Raw genomic sequence first — 16,414 nt, 5'->3', positions numbered from 1 at the left:
TTTAAGTTGGTGCATAGGCAAGCAATAGCGGATTAGCAGAATTATCAACTAATGCTTTGATCTCTTTTTGGGCTTTTTTAAATTGGCTGCGCAAATGTGGCTTTAAATGTTTTTTAGAGTCACGATCGTTTTTAAAATAACTAATCAGCGCGTGCATAAATACAGTATGGGTTTCGCTTAGTTTCGCTTCACGATTAGCATAAGGGTTATAGCACGAGCCACACCCGCCTTTAAATTGATACACAGTGTTGCTCATCATTACCCCAAACCCTAAAAAACAGGCCAGCGCATCTGCTGCTTGTGGCAAGTAGTCTTTACCGCCTGGCGGTAACACCCCAACATGATGAATTAATACAGTAGCCAGCGTGCCGGCAAAGCTGGCTACTAAATCTTGCGGCTGATTAATTTGATTAGTGTTAAATGAGATATTAATCGTATGGCTTGGCGGTACAATAAGTTGGCTTTGCTCTCCGCGTAAGTGCTCAGCAAATTCAAAATGCGGAAATACTTGCGGCTGTAACTGTTGTGGCGCAACTAATTGTATTGGCCACGCACTCATACCTGCGTAATCACGTACTCGTACAAATACCTTAGTGGCCATTTCCTCAATACTCGATACCGAATCAGGAAAATGCGCCACCGTTGGCAATATTATTTGCGTGTGCTTGGTAAAAAATGCAGCATCAAAGTGCTCTACCGCCCAAATAAAGGTATCAATTAGCCACTGCTGCTCGGCTTGTTCTAGCAGCGGCTTTGATTTAAATAACGCTAACATAGTGTGCTCTTATTTTTGTTCAAGTGCCCAGTTCCAAGCTTGTGTATTGTATAAAGGCACAGTTGAAAGTGCGTGGTGGTGGCTGCCGCTCGACTCTTTAGTCGAGTACGATAAGTACAGTAATGTGCGGTTTTGTGCATCGTAAATACGGCGCACTTTTAGCGATTTAAATAAAATACTTTTTGATGACTTAAACACCACTTCGCCCGACTTACTGCGATCTATTGCTTGTAACATATCGGCTGTAATTGGCCCTGTTTGGCGACACGCAATAGACATATCAGAGGGATCTGAAAAATCTAGGTCGGCCTCAATATGGCTAATATGGCACGTAACCCCTTTCACTAACGGGTCTTGCTGGGAATTTACCACTACATCTTTAGTAGTAAACAGCCCTAAGCTCACCGATGCAACATCATCTGAGCAGGCACTTAAGGTAACCACTGCACTTAATAGCACAGCTAAACGTTTAAAGCGGTGAGGTAATTTCATATTAATCCTTAATTTTGCTTTATAAGCGAAGGTTCACGTGACTGTTTTTATACTACCATCAAAAATTAATACAACTAAATTTAGGCCATTGAGGGGTTAGCGCACAGTTCAGGCTTTGGTACAATTATACGTACGCCCACGTAGTAACTCATAATAGGAAACGCGTAAATGCCGCACATTATTATTGAACACTCTGAAGATCTTCCTGTATTACCGCAAGTACTTGTTGAAAAAGTGCACAACGCGACTTTTCAAAGTGGTTTATTTGACTTAGAAACCATTAAAACCCGCGCTATTGCTTATCAGCAATACCAGCTAGGTGAAGGAAAAGAAGGGTTTATTCATATTGCGGCGCATATCATGGCCGGGCGCTCTATTGAACAAAAACAAATGTTAAGCGAGAGCTTGCTTGAGTGTTTAAAAACTTATTGCCGAGATTCTGACAGCTTAAGCGTTAATATTTACGACATTCAACACGAAATTTACCGTAAAAATTAACCCTTTTAAAAAACGCGTTGTTATTAACCTAAACTTTGGATAATAAACCTCTTAACCAAAGCTTAGATTAACTAAGTTACAACGCGTTTTTTAGCTTAATGTTGTCACTTTTTTTAAAGCGTAAACTTACCCAGTAAGTCTTTTAATATATTCGACTCTTCATTTAGCCCATTGCATAACTGCTCTGAGGTTTTCATATTTTGTTTTGTTTGCTCAGCAGAATCAGAAATCATCACCACATTTTGACTAATTTCTGAGGTAGCCAACGTTTGCTCGCGGGTGGCTGTTGCCACTGAGCTATTTAGCTCACTTAGCGTAACAATTTCTTGAGATATACCCGTTAAGGTACTCCCCGTTACTTTTAAACGTTCGGCGTTTTCTAGGGTATTTTTACTGCCAAGCTCTATAGCCGACACCGTACTTGAAGCCTTAGAATTTAACGTGTCTATCATTTCGTTAATTTGCTCGGTCGACTCTGCAGTACGCATAGCAAGGGTTCTTACTTCATCGGCTACAACGGCAAAACCACGGCCGTGTTCGCCTGCCCGCGCGGCTTCTATGGCAGCATTGAGCGCCAGTAAGTTAGTTTGCTCCGATATTGCTTTAATAACATCAAGCACCTGCGTAATTGACTTTATCTCTCCTGAAAGCTCAGTTACCGAGGCAACCGAGGTAGCCATGGCGTTTTCTAGCTGCTCCATTTGCTTTATCGTGCTATTTACAAACTCCACCCCTTTATGAGTCGCTTCTTCTGTTGAAGTCGCAATGTCAGAGGCGTTACTGGCACTGTTTGAAATGTCTTGTACGGTTACTTCCATTTCGTTAACGGCTGCCGCCACCGTTTGCGTGCTAGATGATTGTACCTCGGCCAAGTTGGCCGCGCCCTGTACTTGTACTAACACATTTTCTGAAATGCTTTTAACATGGTTTGCTGAGTCCGACACTTGCTTAAACATGCCATGTAACTGCTCTAAAAATAAATTAAAGTTAGCGGCAAGTTCTGATATTTCGTTGTTATCGTTAGTAGGCAGCCTTACGGTTAAATCGCCATCTTTTTTAGTTAACGCGCTCACTGCAGCAGTTATGTTTTCAATGGGTTTAAATATTTGCGACACTAAAACTCTGGCCAGAGCAAAGCCAATAATGGCAATGATCACACCAAATAATAAATTGCTATTAATGGCACTATTTATTGGCCCGTATAACTGCTGCTCGGGCACTTCTGCCACTAAATGCCAACCTAATGACTCAATAGGCGTACTCGACACAACATAATCTTCGCCTGCCATTGTTTTACTAATAATGGCGCCATTTTTAATATCGTTAATATTAATTTTTTGACCCATTTTACTTCTGTCACTGTGAAGCATTACCTCACCTTCATCAGAGACCAAATACACCACCCCGGCTTCGCCAATACGGTATTCGTTAATTAAGTTGATCATAGAATCGAGCGAGCGCCCTACGCCGGTAATGGCGGTACGCTCACCATTAATTTGCAGTGCATAGTTAATAAAAACCACCATGCTATTTGTGGTTTTATCTATATCCAGTGCTATCTCAAAGGGTCTGTTAGAGGATAAAAACTGATCAAACCATACTTCTTCGCTTCTATCTATCTGTCTAGATATGCCAATATCGGTGTAATAGTTGTTGGTGTTTTTGGAAATTATAAAAGCAATAACTGCGTTGTTATCTTTTTTAATACTGGCTAAATAATTAATATAATCGGCTCTTGCTTGCTCACTTTCACCGTTGCTTAGCCACTGTTTAACAAAGCTGTTTTGCGCAATTTCTTTGGCAACAATTATAGGTGTGGCAAGTTCGAGTTCAATTTTGCTTTTTACTTCACTCAGTGCGGTGGGTAAATCAACCTTTGCGAGCTTTTCATCGGTATGATTTTGAATACTATTTGAGAATAAAAATGTAGAAACCGCTAACGGCACAACAATAGCCAAAATAAGACTAATATAAACTTTTTGTTTAAGTAACATACGATACCTGTAAATGGATAAAGGACTTAACTAACACTTGCTTAGAATAAATATAGGATCGGCTGAGCAATAAGCCCAATAATTAGAAAAATAGAACATAAAAGAAGAGCGTGTATTTTAATTTAATCCACCACAGGAAAGCGAATTAAATTTTAAAGGCGCAAGGCTAGCAACACTAACCTCGCGTAAGAAGCACTAGGGGGAATCGGGCCACTCTTGCTCGTTAATTATCCCTTGCGCAATCAGGTTTTTTCTTAATTGGCTAATAGTGTGTTTTAACTCATCACGAATAAGCCTAATGGCAGGCGTTATAAGCTGGCGGCTAGGTAGTACTAACCACATTTCAGTGAGGGGGATTTTGTAATCGGGCATTAACCTTTTTAGCCTGCCAGCTAATAAATCTTCAGCTACATCAATGGCCGATTTTTTGGCTATCCCGGTGCCATCAACACACCAACGCCTTACTATATCGCCATCGTTAACGGCGCGGTCGCTGCTCATTTTAACCTTGTATTTTTGGTTATCGTTATACAGCTCCCACCCATCATGCACTACCTCGTAGAGCTTATATAAAAGGGCATTATGATTCAGTAGGTCATCTGGCGTTAACGGCTCACCGTGCTTTTTAATGTAATCAGGCGAGGCGCATAGCACGTGTGCAATGTTACAAATTTTAAAGCCGTATAAATTTAGCTCCTGTGCGGCCTCTTTAGTTAAGGCGCGCAGCGCAACATCAATTCCATCACGGTAAAAATCAGCGCGACTGTCGCTTGCTTGTAAGCGCAGCGTCACTTCACTGTGTTTATCCATAATATTATTTAGTAATACCCGCATAAGGTTGCGCCCCATTTCCGATGACACTGCTAATCGCACTTCACCACTAATAGATTGCTGCTCCTCATGAATAAGCACTTGCCCTTGTTGCAATAAATCGAGTGCCTGCTGACACAGAGGTAAATACCGTTCCCCTTCAGGCGTGAGGCGAATTTGCCTTGTTGTGCGCACAAATATTTGTGCCCCAAGCGCCTGCTCTATACGCTTTAACGAGACACTTGCAGCCGATGAGCTCATATCTAACTGATTTGCAGCAGCTGTAATTGATTGCAGCTCAGCCACTTTGAGTAATACTTGTAAATCAGCTATTTTCATCAAACCCTCTTATTACATAAACCAGCATGCGTAACTATAACGTTATTATCCACGTTTTTGCGAAAGTGTATTTAACTTATGCCCATTTATTGACTGAATTTTAAGCCGTACTATAGCGCTATACCAACTTAACGGAGCTTTTAAATGAAATTTTTACTAAACGCATCAACTCTTGCACTGGTTGCAACACTGATATCAACGCCAGTCTCTGCAGAGCAAAGCGCATCAAAAGTTGTTGCTGCAAGCAATATTGACTGGGGTTACTTAAACCCGCTACGTGGTGATAAAAGCCCTGGCGCTGCAGATTTATGGGGAAACCGCACAACCGACACTGCAACAGGCATGTTAGTACGCTTTAAAAAAGGCTTTGAATCTCCGCCGCACATTCACAACATTACCTACCGCGGTATCGTTATTGAAGGGCAAATGCATAATGACGACCCAACAGCCGAAAAAATGTGGATGCCAGCGGGTTCGTTTTGGACACAACCAGCAGGTGAAAACCACACCACTGCAGCCAATGCTGAAACAAATTTAATTTACTTAGAAATCGACTCGGGGCCGTACTTAGTTAAACCAACTAATGCCCAGTTTGATAATGGTGAGCGCCCGTTAAACCTACATGCAGACAACATGGTATGGTTAAACAGCAGCGATTTAAACGACATTAACGCCCAAGGCGTGCAAACCGCCTATCTTTGGGGAAGTACAGCCGATATGAACGGCTCAATGATTAAACTTCCTGCCGGCTTTAAAGGTGAAATAAAAACAGATGCAAGCGAATTTCGTGCTGTTGTTATAGCCGGCGCCGTTGAGTACAACTCAAGCGAGCAAGATAAAGCGCAAAACCTAAGCGCAGGCAGCTATGTAGAATCAACCGGTAACTTTACCCACACGATTGAGAACACTAGCGACAAAACAGCCACTATTTACATTCGTACTAACAGTAAGTACCAAGTAAATTAGAAACTACTTATAAAAAGTAAATGGCATAAAAAAAGCGCACTGTTTAGTGCGCTTTTTTTTATTTATTAATACTTAAAAGCTATAACGAGCAGTTAAGCTAACTAAATCTAGCTCGTCCAATGAGGTGTAATTAGCCCCAAGTGAAACGTTGTTATTAATGTAGTAACGTGCGCCCACACTGAAAGATGTTTTACTCTCATCTGCAATATCGACATTGCCTACTCGGCCATCTAGCTCAATATTATCACTTACCATAGAGCGAACACCTACAGATAGACTATAGCCATTTTCATCATTCGAAGCACGACTTCCACGATACGATGCCTCTAGCTCTACGTTTTCGTAAGTTGCTAAACCATAAAAGTCAGTGTTCGCGCCAATAGCTGTGCGATAACCTATTCCAGCACTAAGCCAGTTTAAGTCCACATCAACACCATCATCTGAATTACCCAGAGTTTGGTATTGACCAGATAGGAAAAAGTTTTCGCCTAATAGCGTACTACCATCAAATGTCCATCCATCTGCATCATCGCCATCAATATCACCGTCAAGATAACCTGCAGCAACATAGTTAAAGTTAGGTGACTCTGCAAAAGCAGCTGGGCTTGTAATAACAGCAGTCACTAGCAAGATTGCAATTTTATTCTTTTTCATAATACTTCCTTTTAAATTTATTTTAACAACCTTAAATTGCCCCTAAAAAGTACACAACTAGGTTCTTGATTGCAAATATGAATCTAGCAACCGAACCAACATATGTCGCTGTTATTAGTAAAAAAGAAAAATGATTGAAGCTGGCTTTTGAATAATAGAGACGGTATAGGCACGTAAACAACTAACCTAAATGCTGTATAAAAAAGTATAGTAGAGAATATTTTGTATTGGCTATAACTATTTAAAAATTGGAAAGCTTTGAAAAGTGGTGGCCCCTCCCAGACTCGAACTGGGGACCTAACGATTATGAGTCGTGTGCTCTAACCAACTGAGCTAAGGGGCCAACTTTGTATAACTACGAGGTAGTTAATTTTTGAAGCGTTTAGCCACTGAGCGACTAAAGCGGGTTGCAGTATAAAAAGTTTTTTAAGGCTTGTCACTAGCAAAAACCTTTATTTTAACAATCAGTAAGCTGACTGCTTAAATAGTAATCTTTTTGCATGCGAATAGGCAGGAAATAACAGAAAAATAAACGCAGAAGTATGTAAGCCGCTTTTTTACAATTTTAATAATTATAAAAAAGTGGCCGGCTCACATTGAACACACCACACATTATTTTTTAGCAATAATGTAGATAGCGTGAATTAAACCAGGGAAGTAACCTAGTAAAGTTAGTAAAATATTTAGCCAAAAGTGCATACCTAAACCAACTTGTAAAAATACACCCAGTGGCGGTAATAAAATCGACAGTATTATACGAATGATATCCATGATGTAGCTCCTTTAAAATTGACAAGCAAAAAGCCCAGCTAAGCTGGGCTTTTTAGTATAGTGTATTATTCAGCAACAATAGTTAGTTCATCTACTACGTCACGAACATCTTCAGCATTTTTAGCAATTTTTACTGCTAACTGCTTTTCAGCTTCTGTTTCAACAGAACCTTTAAGTTTTACTATACCGTTGTCGGTATCAACGTCGATATCTGTACCGTCAACTTCTGAGTCAAATAAGAAACGTGTAGTAATTACTGTGGTGATTTTAGCGTCAGTTAAGTCGTTATCATCATCATCCATAGCATCACGATCTTTGTCGTCCATATCCATGTTTTTCACAACAGTTAGGTTGTTTTCTACATCAGATACGCCATCTAGGCTAATTACAAGTTCTTCAGCTAGCTCTTTATCAAGGTCGCTGTTTACTTTACCTGTAAGTACTACCTTGCCATTTTTTACATCAGTGTTAATGTCAAAGTTGTTTAGATTAGTGTTCATAAGAAGCACTGTTTCTGCCTTACCATCAATCCAAGCATCTTTACTTTCATTTTCCCAAGTGCCCGCTTGAGCACCCATAGCTGTAGTACCTAGAACTAAAGCCGCAATCATAGATTTGTTGAATGTTTTCATAATCTTTCTCCTTTTGATTAAAGACACTTTTATATATGCGAGCTTTAGGCCAACTTTATTAACACTTTAAATTCATGATGTTAGCTATTTTATTGGGTATAAATAAAAATACCTCCGAGTAAACATTTACAGGCTATTAGGTAAAACTTTCTTAAGTGGTGAAAATAACGATTATATTGCTGTTCTGGTTAATCTATCGTTAATATAATAAATTAAGCGGCGCTACTAAAATAATAAGCCATTGATATATAAATAGTTAATTTTTGGTACACCACTTGCTATGTACAGTGGTAACTCATATAAAAAGGATTATTCCCATGTCTGTAAAAATTGAAGACCGCCCAATAGAGCAAGTTCGCGAACAAGTGATAGATCAACTTATTTATAACTACAGCCATGGCGTTATTTCAGCTGAAGCCTTTGAAAGGCGTTTAGACAGTGCAATGGAAGCAACCGATAATATCGCGCTACTTAATTTAGTAGAGGATTTAACCCTTACTACAGATACCCACTACAGTGCTCAAAAGCAAACGCAATTTGCCCCTAACTACAGTGCCCAACAAGCGGATGAAGAAAACTTAACACTGCGAAGCATTTTAGGATTAAGCGAGCGTAGCGGCCAATGGGTGGTGCCTAAAGATATTTATATTCAAAACTATATGGGGTCGATTGTTTTAGATTTTACTGATGCCATTTTTGCCCACCAACATGTTACCGTGCATGTAAATTGTATTTTTGGCAGCGAAGAAATTTACGTACCAGAGCACGTCAATGTAGTTTCTAAAATGTTTTGTATATTAGGTAGTTTTGAAAACAAAACGGTGTCGCTTAATAAGCGCCAAGGCCCCACAATTAACCTAGAAGGTAAAACAGTTTTAGGTTCGGTGGAGGTAAAAGTTAAACGCACCATTAAAGAAAAGTTTGTGAGTTTTGCTAATGATTTAAAGGCCCAGCTTGGGGTGAGTAATAAATAATACGGGTAAAAACACAATGGGTAGAAAAGCCATATTATGCGCTTTTCTACACCGTTAGTTACTGCCTATTTTATAAGTCGTTATTACGCTCGCTTGGAATGTCACTCATATACTGCACAAACTCAACCTCGAACCCGGCTGGGTCTAAGTAATATACGTTTTTTCTAAAAGGGTTTTCTGCGCCCTCTTTATCAATGTTAAACCCGGCGTGCTTTAAGCGCTGTATAACAGCATCTAGGTTGTTTGTAACGTAAGCAAAGTGAGCCAGTCCGACTTGGTGCCCTGCCAAATCTCTGTTTTTATGCTCGCCATTATCGCTTATAGCAATGTAGTGATTATCGTCGCCAAAATGTACCCAGCGCTTAGGTTTACCATACCAAGTGTTATGCCCTTCACTTCTGATAGACCAATAAGGAAAGGCTGCTTGGTAAAATTTAAGCATGGCATTTATATCGTTTACTACTAAATGTACGTGTTCTAATTTCATTATTATTTACCCTAGTTGATTGCTTAAACACAAGATAAAACCTCAAGCTAACTTTAGGTAAAGCACTTTTTTTAGTTTTTAATAATATTGGCGAGTACTGCCCTTTTAAGATTAATTTTTACAACAATATGTTTGCTAGCAGGACGCGCAAGCTTTGCTTCATGGAAGTTATTGAGCCCCCAAGGCTTCGCACTTCGCGCTGTGATTAAGTCGCCCTTTGGTTGAACAAATTTCAATCCATACACGCCAACACGTCTTAGATACGAATAAATTTACATGCATTTCAAGGCCGTACAAAAAACGCACAAAAGTATTTAGGGTTTATTGTTTACTTTATGGCAAAAGTCGCTAAAATACGCCGGCTTAAATATATAAACGTTCTTTTACAACCCAAAGGTAATACCATGCATCCAATGTTAAACATTGCGGTTCGCGCTGCGCGCAACGCAGGCAAAATTTTACTTCGCGCAAGTGAAGATTTATCAAAAGTTGAAATTCAACAAAAAGGCACTAACGACTTAGTGACTAACATTGATAAAGAAGCCGAAGCCGTAATTCGTGATACAATTTTAAAATCTTACCCTGATCACTGCATTGTTGGTGAAGAACTAGGTGAGCACAAAGGCAAAGATGCAGATTACCAATGGATTGTTGACCCGCTTGATGGCACAACTAACTTCATCAAGGGTATCCCTCATTTCGCGGTTTCTATCGCACTTAAAGTAAAAGGTCGTTTAGACCAAGCTGTAATTTACGATCCAATTCGTGGCGAGCTTTTCACAGCATCTCGTGGTCAAGGCGCACAGCTAAACAGCAAGCGTTTACGCGTTACTAAAACCGTAGAATTAGCTGGTTCAATTTTAGCAACAGGCTTCCCTTTCAAACAAAAACATCACTTAGATGCATACACAGACGCGTTTAAAGCATTGTTTACACAAACTGCTGATATTCGTCGTGCAGGTTCTGCAGCGCTAGATATGGCATATGTAGCGGCGGGCCGTGTTGATGGCTTTTTTGAAATTGGTTTAAAACCGTGGGACACAGCAGCAGGCGAGTTACTTGTAAAAGAAGCTGGCGGCATGGTTGTTGATTTTGCAGGTGGCGTTAACTACAACAATAGCGGTAACATTATTTGTGGTGCACCTAAGCTTACGCAAGCAATTATCCGTGAAATTCGCCCTGTATTACCTGAAGCGTTACTTCGCTAATAAAGTGCATGTAACCCTATTATAAAAAAGGAGCCTATGGCTCCTTTTTTGTTTTAAAAGTAAGGGTTATCGAGCTTTAGCTCCGTGGTATAACCTTTTGTAAAAGGGAGAGAGTTTATGTCTTTTGCAAAATACTCATCAAATAACGCATCAAACTCTCCGCTGTTTTGCATGTTTTGCAACCCAAGCTCTATGGCTTGCGCTAATGCTGGCTTACTACTTACAACAAAATAATAAATACCGGTGGGATAACTAATAAATAAATTAGGCACAATAACTAAGTTACTCTGCGCATTGGCAACAAGCTCAGAATTAACTTCGATAAATGAGCGAGGAAAGTAATCGATTCTGCCCCGGCTAGTAAGCGTAAACATAGCTTGATAGTTACTCAGCGGCCTTACATGTAAGCCGTTATAGGCCATTATTTTTGTATCTGGCCAATCATGCCCTTGCACTGCCGAGAGCTCACTTAATTGCGCCAAAGTGGTAATGCCTTTAAATTTTTCGACATTTTTTTTACTGGTTAATAAAACGCGCTTACCTATAAAGCCTTTAAATAGCGGGACTTTAACGGCTATTGCCCGTGCCTCTCGTTCTGGGCTGCTCATGCTCCAATAAACATCTAACTCTGTTTTATCTAGCTCAATCAGGTCACGCTGTTGCTGTAAGCTCACTGGCTGCATTTTTATGTCTACAGGGTAATTAGCCCGCTCTAGGGCTCGTGTTAATAGCTCACTTAGGTATTCTTCACGGGCATTTTGCACACTTTGCTTTTGAGCAACATTAACAATCTCTACCCCTTGCACAAAAAAACTAACCGCAAATAAAGCAAACCCACCAACAACTACTTTTAATGGCAACATAATAATTACCTATTTTTTATACCACCTGTTTATTCTCTGGTGCTAAGCGCACTACGGCAGGCGCAGGCTTTCTGCGCTTACAAATAAACAAATAACTATGGCGATATCGCTTAGCCTCTTTTTTAGCATCTGTTGCAAGTGCTGCAACTTGATGGCTGTTTTTACATTCTTGTAAGTCGGGCTCCACAAGGCCAATTGATAACGTAAGTAAAGGTACAAATTGCTTTTCTCCCTCACGATTTGTAGCCCAGTAGCCTTTGCTCTTAATGTGCTCAGGCGTAAAAAAAGTGCGTGATTGCAGTTCAAACTGCTCAATTATGGTATTACAAATATACACAGCATCTGATTGGTCAAACACAACCATAAAGTCATCACCACCTATATGTCCTACAAAGTTAGCACTGTTTTCGCATGCTTGCACGGTTACATCTGCCAATAATTTAATCACACTATCGCCACTGGCATAGCCGTATAAATCATTGAACTGCTTAAAGTGATTAAGATCTATATAGGCAAGCGAAAACGCACTTTGTGAGCGTAACCTTTGCTCTATTGCCTCATTAATCGCTACATTACCAGGGAGCATGGTGAGTGGGTTAGCATGCTGGGCGTGACGAATTTTTTCTTCTGTTATGTGCTTTAAAATATCACGCAAAGGGGCAAGCCCTAGGTAACGTTTATTACGGGTGATCACAATATGGCGGCGAATATCAAAGTCTTGCTCTGTAATTTGCTGACTCACGGTATCAAGAAGTTGGTTTTCATCCACCACTAAAGGTTGTTTATCCATAAAATCGGTTACGGGGCACTTGTCGTAAAGTGCATGGCCATAGGGCGCTGCAAACACCTCAGTGAGCTGATCTTTATGTAGTAAGCCAACCGGTTGGCCGGCTTTATTTAAAACCGCTAGGCTCATCACGGCTTTGTCTTTTTCGAATAGCTTGTGGGCGTCTTTGCAACGGGTTTCGCTGTCTATTGCTTCTTGTGTAACAGCAAGCCAGCCAATCGCCATTGATTGATCAAACGTATTGCTTGGCTGTTTAAAGTTTAATGCTTGTAATTGCTCTGAGCTGTAATCAAGGCTTGGATTTGAGTTTGGTTCTTCCAGTAAAAAACCTTGTACGTTTGCTATTCCTAAGCTTTCAACATAGGCAAGCTCTTCTACTCTTTCTATGCCTTCGGCTATTACGGCGGTGTTTGTTGCTTTTGCTAGTACCGTAATCGATTTCAAAAACTCTTTTTTAACTTCGCTTTCATCGCAATGATCAATAAAGTAACGGTCGATTTTTACAAAATCCGGGCATAGTTCAGACCACTGTTTTAAGCCCGAGTAACCAGCACCTAAATCGTCAATGGCAATGGTAAAACCCAGCTCGCGGTAGTGTGCAATTGTTTTTAATAATAAAAAACCATCGTCGACCTTTTCTTGCTCTGTTACCTCAATTACTACTCGGTTTGCTGCTAAACCAAACTGCTCTATTAAGTGCAAGGTTTCACCTTTTGGGTGGCAAGGGTCGAGCAAGGTTTTAGGGCTTACATTTAAAAATAACTTACCGTTTAGATTAAGCTTTACAAAGTTTTCAATTGCTTTTGAGCGGCACAATAGCTCAAGCTCTGAAATTAAAGCGTGCTCACTGGCCGCTTCAAACAGTCGGTTAGGCATTTCCAAAGGGCTGTTTTTAGGCCCTCGACTTAGCGCTTCGTAACCTATAATTGTTTGATTAGCTATATCAAAAATAGGCTGAAATAACGTGGTTATTTCACCGTTACTTAAAATGTACTCTAGTACTTTGCGCTGCATCGTCACTGCAAAACCTGATTGTCGTTTAATAGGGGCATTAAAGTAGCAAGCCTGTATGACAATTTTATGGCATTAGGCGCTATTGACCATTCAGGATTAAATTTGCTCAATTTAGGGGCGGTACAATATAAGCACTAAGTTTATAGCCTAATATACTGTTAACTATTCATACGTTATTGTAATGGCTTAATTATATAATCGGCTTTAGGCTTTAAGTTCAGCCTAAAAAGCGTGTACGTTTAATCTTAAAGGCAACCAAGCTCTATAAAACCGCGCGCAATAAAAAACCGCTCAATTGAGCGGTTTTATTTAGCGTTAACTCTATTACGGCAATGCGTCTAGGTCTGCGCCTTCTTTTTCAATTACCTCTGGTATTAAATCTTCTTTACTTACGCCCATGGTAATAGCTACCGAGCTTGCAACATAAACTGAAGAATAAGTACCAATGAACACACCAAATAACAGGGCTGTAGCAAAGCCGTGAATAGTTTGTCCGCCCCACACAAATAGCGCAATCAATACCAAAATAGTGGTGATTGACGTTACAAGTGTACGGTTAAGTGTTTGCGTTAACGACATGTCGATAATTTCAATAGTGTCGTCGATGCGTACTTTACGGAAGTTTTCACGAATACGGTCAGATACAACAATAGTATCGTTAAGTGAGTAACCAATTACCGCCAATATTGCCGCTAAAATAGTTAAGTCAAACTCTAACCCTAATACAGAAAACAAACCAACTGTAATAATTACATCGTGTAATAGTGCACCTACCGCGCCCACAGCAAAACGCCACTCAAAGCGAAATGCCACGTAAATCAAAATACAAATAAGCGCAGTTAACATGGCAAGGCCACCCTGCTCTTTTAAGTCTTCCCCTACGCTTGGGCCTACAAACTCAATGCGGCGCATTACCACGCTCTCATCAGCTTGCTTTAAGGCAGTAATAACTTGGTTACCAATAACTTCGGCTTTTACTTCACTGCCACGCGGCGCTAAACGAACCAAAATATCTTGGCTAGAACCAAACAGCTGCACTGAGGCATCGGCAAACCCGTTTTCAGCTAATACTGAGCGTACTTTTTTCAAATCTGCAGGTTGCGAAAAACCAACCTCTACAGCGGTACCGCCAGTAAAATCTAAACCAAAGTTTAAACCTTTGATAAAAATTGAGGCAAACGACGCTAAAATTAATAGCGTAGAAAAACCCATAGCCACTTTACGAAGTGACATGAAACGTAGGGTTTTACCACCCAAACTTAAAATTTGCATGTCCGCTCCTTAAATTGAAAGTTTATCAATGCGCTTACCACCAATAAATAAGTTAATTACCGCACGGGTACCAACTATGGCTGTAAACATTGAAGTTAAAATACCAATTGCCAGTGTTACGGCAAAACCTGCAATAGGGCCAGTGCCCACTGCAAATAAAATAACCGCAGCAATTAAAGTGGTAATATTGGCATCAAAAATAGTACTAAAGGCGCTATCGTAACCAAAATGAACAGCTTGTTGAGGGCTGCGGCCATCGGCCAGCTCTTCACGAATACGCTCAAAAATAAGTACGTTAGCATCAACCGCCATACCCACTGTTAATACAATACCGGCAATACCTGGCAGTGTTAATGTGGCTCCTGGAATTAACGACATTACACCTACAATAAGCACTAAGTTAGCTGCTAGTGCAATGTTGGCAACTAAACCAAACCCTTTGTAGTAAATAAGCATAAAGGCAAGTACAAACGCAAAGCCAAGGGCTACAGCTGTCATACCAGCTTCAATGTTTTCTTGACCTAAGCTTGGGCCTACTGTGCGCTCTTCAACAATTTGAATTGGCGCTACTAATGCACCGGCGCGTAATAGTAAGCTTAAGTTGTGGGCTTCGGCTGGGTTATCAATACCTGTAATACGGAATGAGCGGTCAAGACGAGCCTGAATAGTCGCAACGTTAATAACCTCTTCTACCTTAATAGGTGGAAGTGCTTTACCGTCAGCATCTTTTTTACCCGATGGCTTGTATTCAATAAATACCGTTGCCATGCGTTTACCAATTGCACGCTTGGTAAAGGCATTCATTTTTGCCCCGCCTTTGCTATCTAAGGTAATGCTTACTTGTGGGCGCTGGTATTCGTCGTTTCCTGATTGTGCACCAGTGATATGGCTACCTTCAAGAATGACACGTTTTTTAAGTACCACAGGGTAGCCATCACGGCTCATGATCATTTCTGTGCCCGCAGGAATACGTCCTTGAGCAGCAGCACTTGGGTCTGCGTTTTCGTCTACTTCACGAAATTCAAGCGTGGCCGTTGCACCTAAAATTTCTTTAGCGCGTGCTGTATCTTGTACACCTGGTAGTTGCACAATAATGCGCTCAGCACCTTGGCGCTGTACGTTAGGCTCTGCAACACCAATTTGGTTAATACGATTACGAATAATGGTTTCGTTTTGCTTAATAGCGTAGTCACGTATTTCTTTAAGCTTTTGCTCACTCATAGTGGCAAAAAATGCGCGATCGTTACTGCTATCATCAATGTATACGTTTAGTGGGTAGCGCGATGCTAAAAAGCGTTCAGCCGCCTCTTTATCTTCTTCGGTACGCATTTCTACACGCATACGCTCAGATCCCGCTACGCGGCGAACACTACGGTAACGAAGTTTTTCTTCGCGTAGGTCGCTACGAAAATCTTGCTCCATTTGCTCTAGCTGATTATCTACTGCGGTTGCCATGTCGATTTCCATGGTGAAGTGAACACCACCACTTAAATCAAGACCTAGCTTCATAGGGTTACCACCCAATGATTTTAACCATGCAGGTTGCGCAGGTGCCATATTAATAGCAGAGATATAATCGTCGCTAAGAGAATTACGCAGTAAGTCTTGCGCTTTTAGCTGTTCTTCAACATTTTTAAAACGTACTAATACTTGGCCGCCTTCAAGCACGGTAGACTTAGCTGTTACATTATGTTGTTTGAGGGTTGCGTTTACTTTGTCTACTACACTGAGATCGACATCTGCGCCTTTTGCCCCCGAAACCTGAATGGCCGGATCGCGGCCATACAAGTTTGGAGAAGCATATAAAAGGCCAATGGCTACCACAGCTAAAACAAGTAAATACTTCCAAATTGGAAACTTGTTTAACACAGGCATGTC

Annotated in this window: 16 protein-coding genes and 1 tRNA gene; 4 read left to right on the top strand and 13 right to left on the bottom strand. The window is 40.7% G+C overall.

What is annotated here, in order from left to right; genetic code table 11:
* Position 1: 1 nt before the first annotated feature.
* Positions 2 to 775: a hypothetical protein gene (locus SJY38_RS00725; protein WP_377109088.1), complete on the bottom strand. Its 774-nt coding sequence runs from the start codon at positions 773 to 775 to the stop codon at positions 2 to 4.
* A 9-nt stretch (positions 776 to 784) separates the two neighbouring features.
* A complete protein-coding gene (locus SJY38_RS00720) occupies positions 785 to 1,267 on the bottom strand; it encodes a CreA family protein (RefSeq protein WP_004588642.1) in 483 nt (160 codons plus the stop codon).
* A gap of 168 nt (positions 1,268 to 1,435) precedes the next feature.
* On the opposite strand from SJY38_RS00720, the gene SJY38_RS00715 reads away from it, so the two are divergent.
* Positions 1,436 to 1,765: a 5-carboxymethyl-2-hydroxymuconate Delta-isomerase gene (locus SJY38_RS00715; protein ID WP_004588643.1), complete on the top strand. Its 330-nt coding sequence runs from the start codon at positions 1,436 to 1,438 to the stop codon at positions 1,763 to 1,765.
* A 113-nt stretch (positions 1,766 to 1,878) separates the two neighbouring features.
* On the opposite strand, the gene SJY38_RS00710 is transcribed toward SJY38_RS00715, so the two are convergent.
* Both SJY38_RS00710 and SJY38_RS00705 read right to left on the bottom strand, forming a co-directional pair.
* Positions 1,879 to 3,759 (bottom strand): methyl-accepting chemotaxis protein, encoded by a 1,881-nt coding sequence (locus SJY38_RS00710; RefSeq protein WP_377109086.1) that lies wholly within the window; start codon positions 3,757 to 3,759, stop codon positions 1,879 to 1,881.
* 195 nt (positions 3,760 to 3,954) lie between these two features.
* Positions 3,955 to 4,908, bottom strand: a complete 954-nt coding sequence (locus SJY38_RS00705; RefSeq protein WP_377109084.1) for a LysR family transcriptional regulator — start codon at positions 4,906 to 4,908, stop codon at positions 3,955 to 3,957.
* 144 nt (positions 4,909 to 5,052) lie between these two features.
* Here SJY38_RS00705 and SJY38_RS00700 point away from each other — a divergent pair, with 144 nt between their 5' ends.
* On the top strand, positions 5,053 to 5,874 hold the full coding sequence (locus SJY38_RS00700) for a DUF4437 domain-containing protein (protein ID WP_377109083.1): 822 nt from the start codon (positions 5,053 to 5,055) through the stop codon (positions 5,872 to 5,874).
* Positions 5,875 to 5,946: 72 nt separating this feature from the next.
* Here the strand turns inward: SJY38_RS00700 and SJY38_RS00695 are convergent, their stop codons facing one another.
* The 4 genes from SJY38_RS00695 to SJY38_RS00680 all read right to left on the bottom strand — a co-directional run bounded on the left by SJY38_RS00695 (position 5,947) and on the right by SJY38_RS00680 (position 7,931).
* A complete protein-coding gene (locus SJY38_RS00695) occupies positions 5,947 to 6,528 on the bottom strand; it encodes an outer membrane beta-barrel protein (protein ID WP_377109082.1) in 582 nt (193 codons plus the stop codon).
* A gap of 266 nt (positions 6,529 to 6,794) precedes the next feature.
* A tRNA-Ile gene (locus SJY38_RS00690) sits at positions 6,795 to 6,871 on the bottom strand.
* A gap of 269 nt (positions 6,872 to 7,140) precedes the next feature.
* Positions 7,141 to 7,299 carry a YqaE/Pmp3 family membrane protein gene (locus SJY38_RS00685; RefSeq protein ID WP_004587604.1) on the bottom strand — a complete coding sequence of 53 codons (159 nt, stop codon included), beginning with the start codon at positions 7,297 to 7,299 and terminating at the stop codon, positions 7,141 to 7,143.
* A gap of 65 nt (positions 7,300 to 7,364) precedes the next feature.
* Entirely contained in the window at positions 7,365 to 7,931 is a 567-nt protein-coding gene (locus tag SJY38_RS00680; protein ID WP_377109080.1) for a BON domain-containing protein, read from the bottom strand.
* Between the two features lie 317 nt (positions 7,932 to 8,248).
* Between SJY38_RS00680 and SJY38_RS00675 the strand changes: the two genes are divergently transcribed.
* Positions 8,249 to 8,905 carry a LiaF domain-containing protein gene (locus SJY38_RS00675; protein ID WP_377109078.1) on the top strand — a complete coding sequence of 219 codons (657 nt, stop codon included), beginning with the start codon at positions 8,249 to 8,251 and terminating at the stop codon, positions 8,903 to 8,905.
* A gap of 70 nt (positions 8,906 to 8,975) precedes the next feature.
* Here SJY38_RS00675 and SJY38_RS00670 read toward each other — a convergent pair whose 3' ends face one another.
* A complete protein-coding gene (locus tag SJY38_RS00670) occupies positions 8,976 to 9,392 on the bottom strand; it encodes a VOC family protein (protein ID WP_121638041.1) in 417 nt (138 codons plus the stop codon).
* 404 nt (positions 9,393 to 9,796) lie between these two features.
* Here SJY38_RS00670 and suhB point away from each other — a divergent pair, with 404 nt between their 5' ends.
* Positions 9,797 to 10,600 (top strand): inositol-1-monophosphatase, encoded by an 804-nt coding sequence (gene suhB, locus SJY38_RS00665; protein ID WP_004587608.1) that lies wholly within the window; start codon positions 9,797 to 9,799, stop codon positions 10,598 to 10,600.
* A gap of 53 nt (positions 10,601 to 10,653) precedes the next feature.
* Here the strand turns inward: suhB and SJY38_RS00660 are convergent, their stop codons facing one another.
* The 4 genes from SJY38_RS00660 to secD form a co-directional block, all read right to left on the bottom strand.
* Positions 10,654 to 11,463: an ABC transporter substrate-binding protein gene (locus SJY38_RS00660; RefSeq protein ID WP_004587609.1), complete on the bottom strand. Its 810-nt coding sequence runs from the start codon at positions 11,461 to 11,463 to the stop codon at positions 10,654 to 10,656.
* Between the two features lie 16 nt (positions 11,464 to 11,479).
* Entirely contained in the window at positions 11,480 to 13,270 is a 1,791-nt protein-coding gene (locus SJY38_RS00655) for a bifunctional diguanylate cyclase/phosphodiesterase (protein WP_286743085.1), read from the bottom strand.
* 318 nt (positions 13,271 to 13,588) lie between these two features.
* Positions 13,589 to 14,536: a protein translocase subunit SecF gene (gene secF / locus SJY38_RS00650; protein ID WP_004587611.1), complete on the bottom strand. Its 948-nt coding sequence runs from the start codon at positions 14,534 to 14,536 to the stop codon at positions 13,589 to 13,591.
* Between the two features lie 9 nt (positions 14,537 to 14,545).
* Entirely contained in the window at positions 14,546 to 16,405 is a 1,860-nt protein-coding gene (gene secD / locus SJY38_RS00645; protein ID WP_004587612.1) for a protein translocase subunit SecD, read from the bottom strand.
* Between the last annotated feature and the right edge of the window lie 9 nt (positions 16,406 to 16,414).

The sequence above is a fragment of the Pseudoalteromonas sp. R86517 genome (genome assembly GCF_042466295.1).
GTDB classification, from domain to species: domain Bacteria; phylum Pseudomonadota; class Gammaproteobacteria; order Enterobacterales; family Alteromonadaceae; genus Pseudoalteromonas; species Pseudoalteromonas atlantica.
This window is presented reverse-complemented; position numbering and strand designations above follow the sequence as displayed.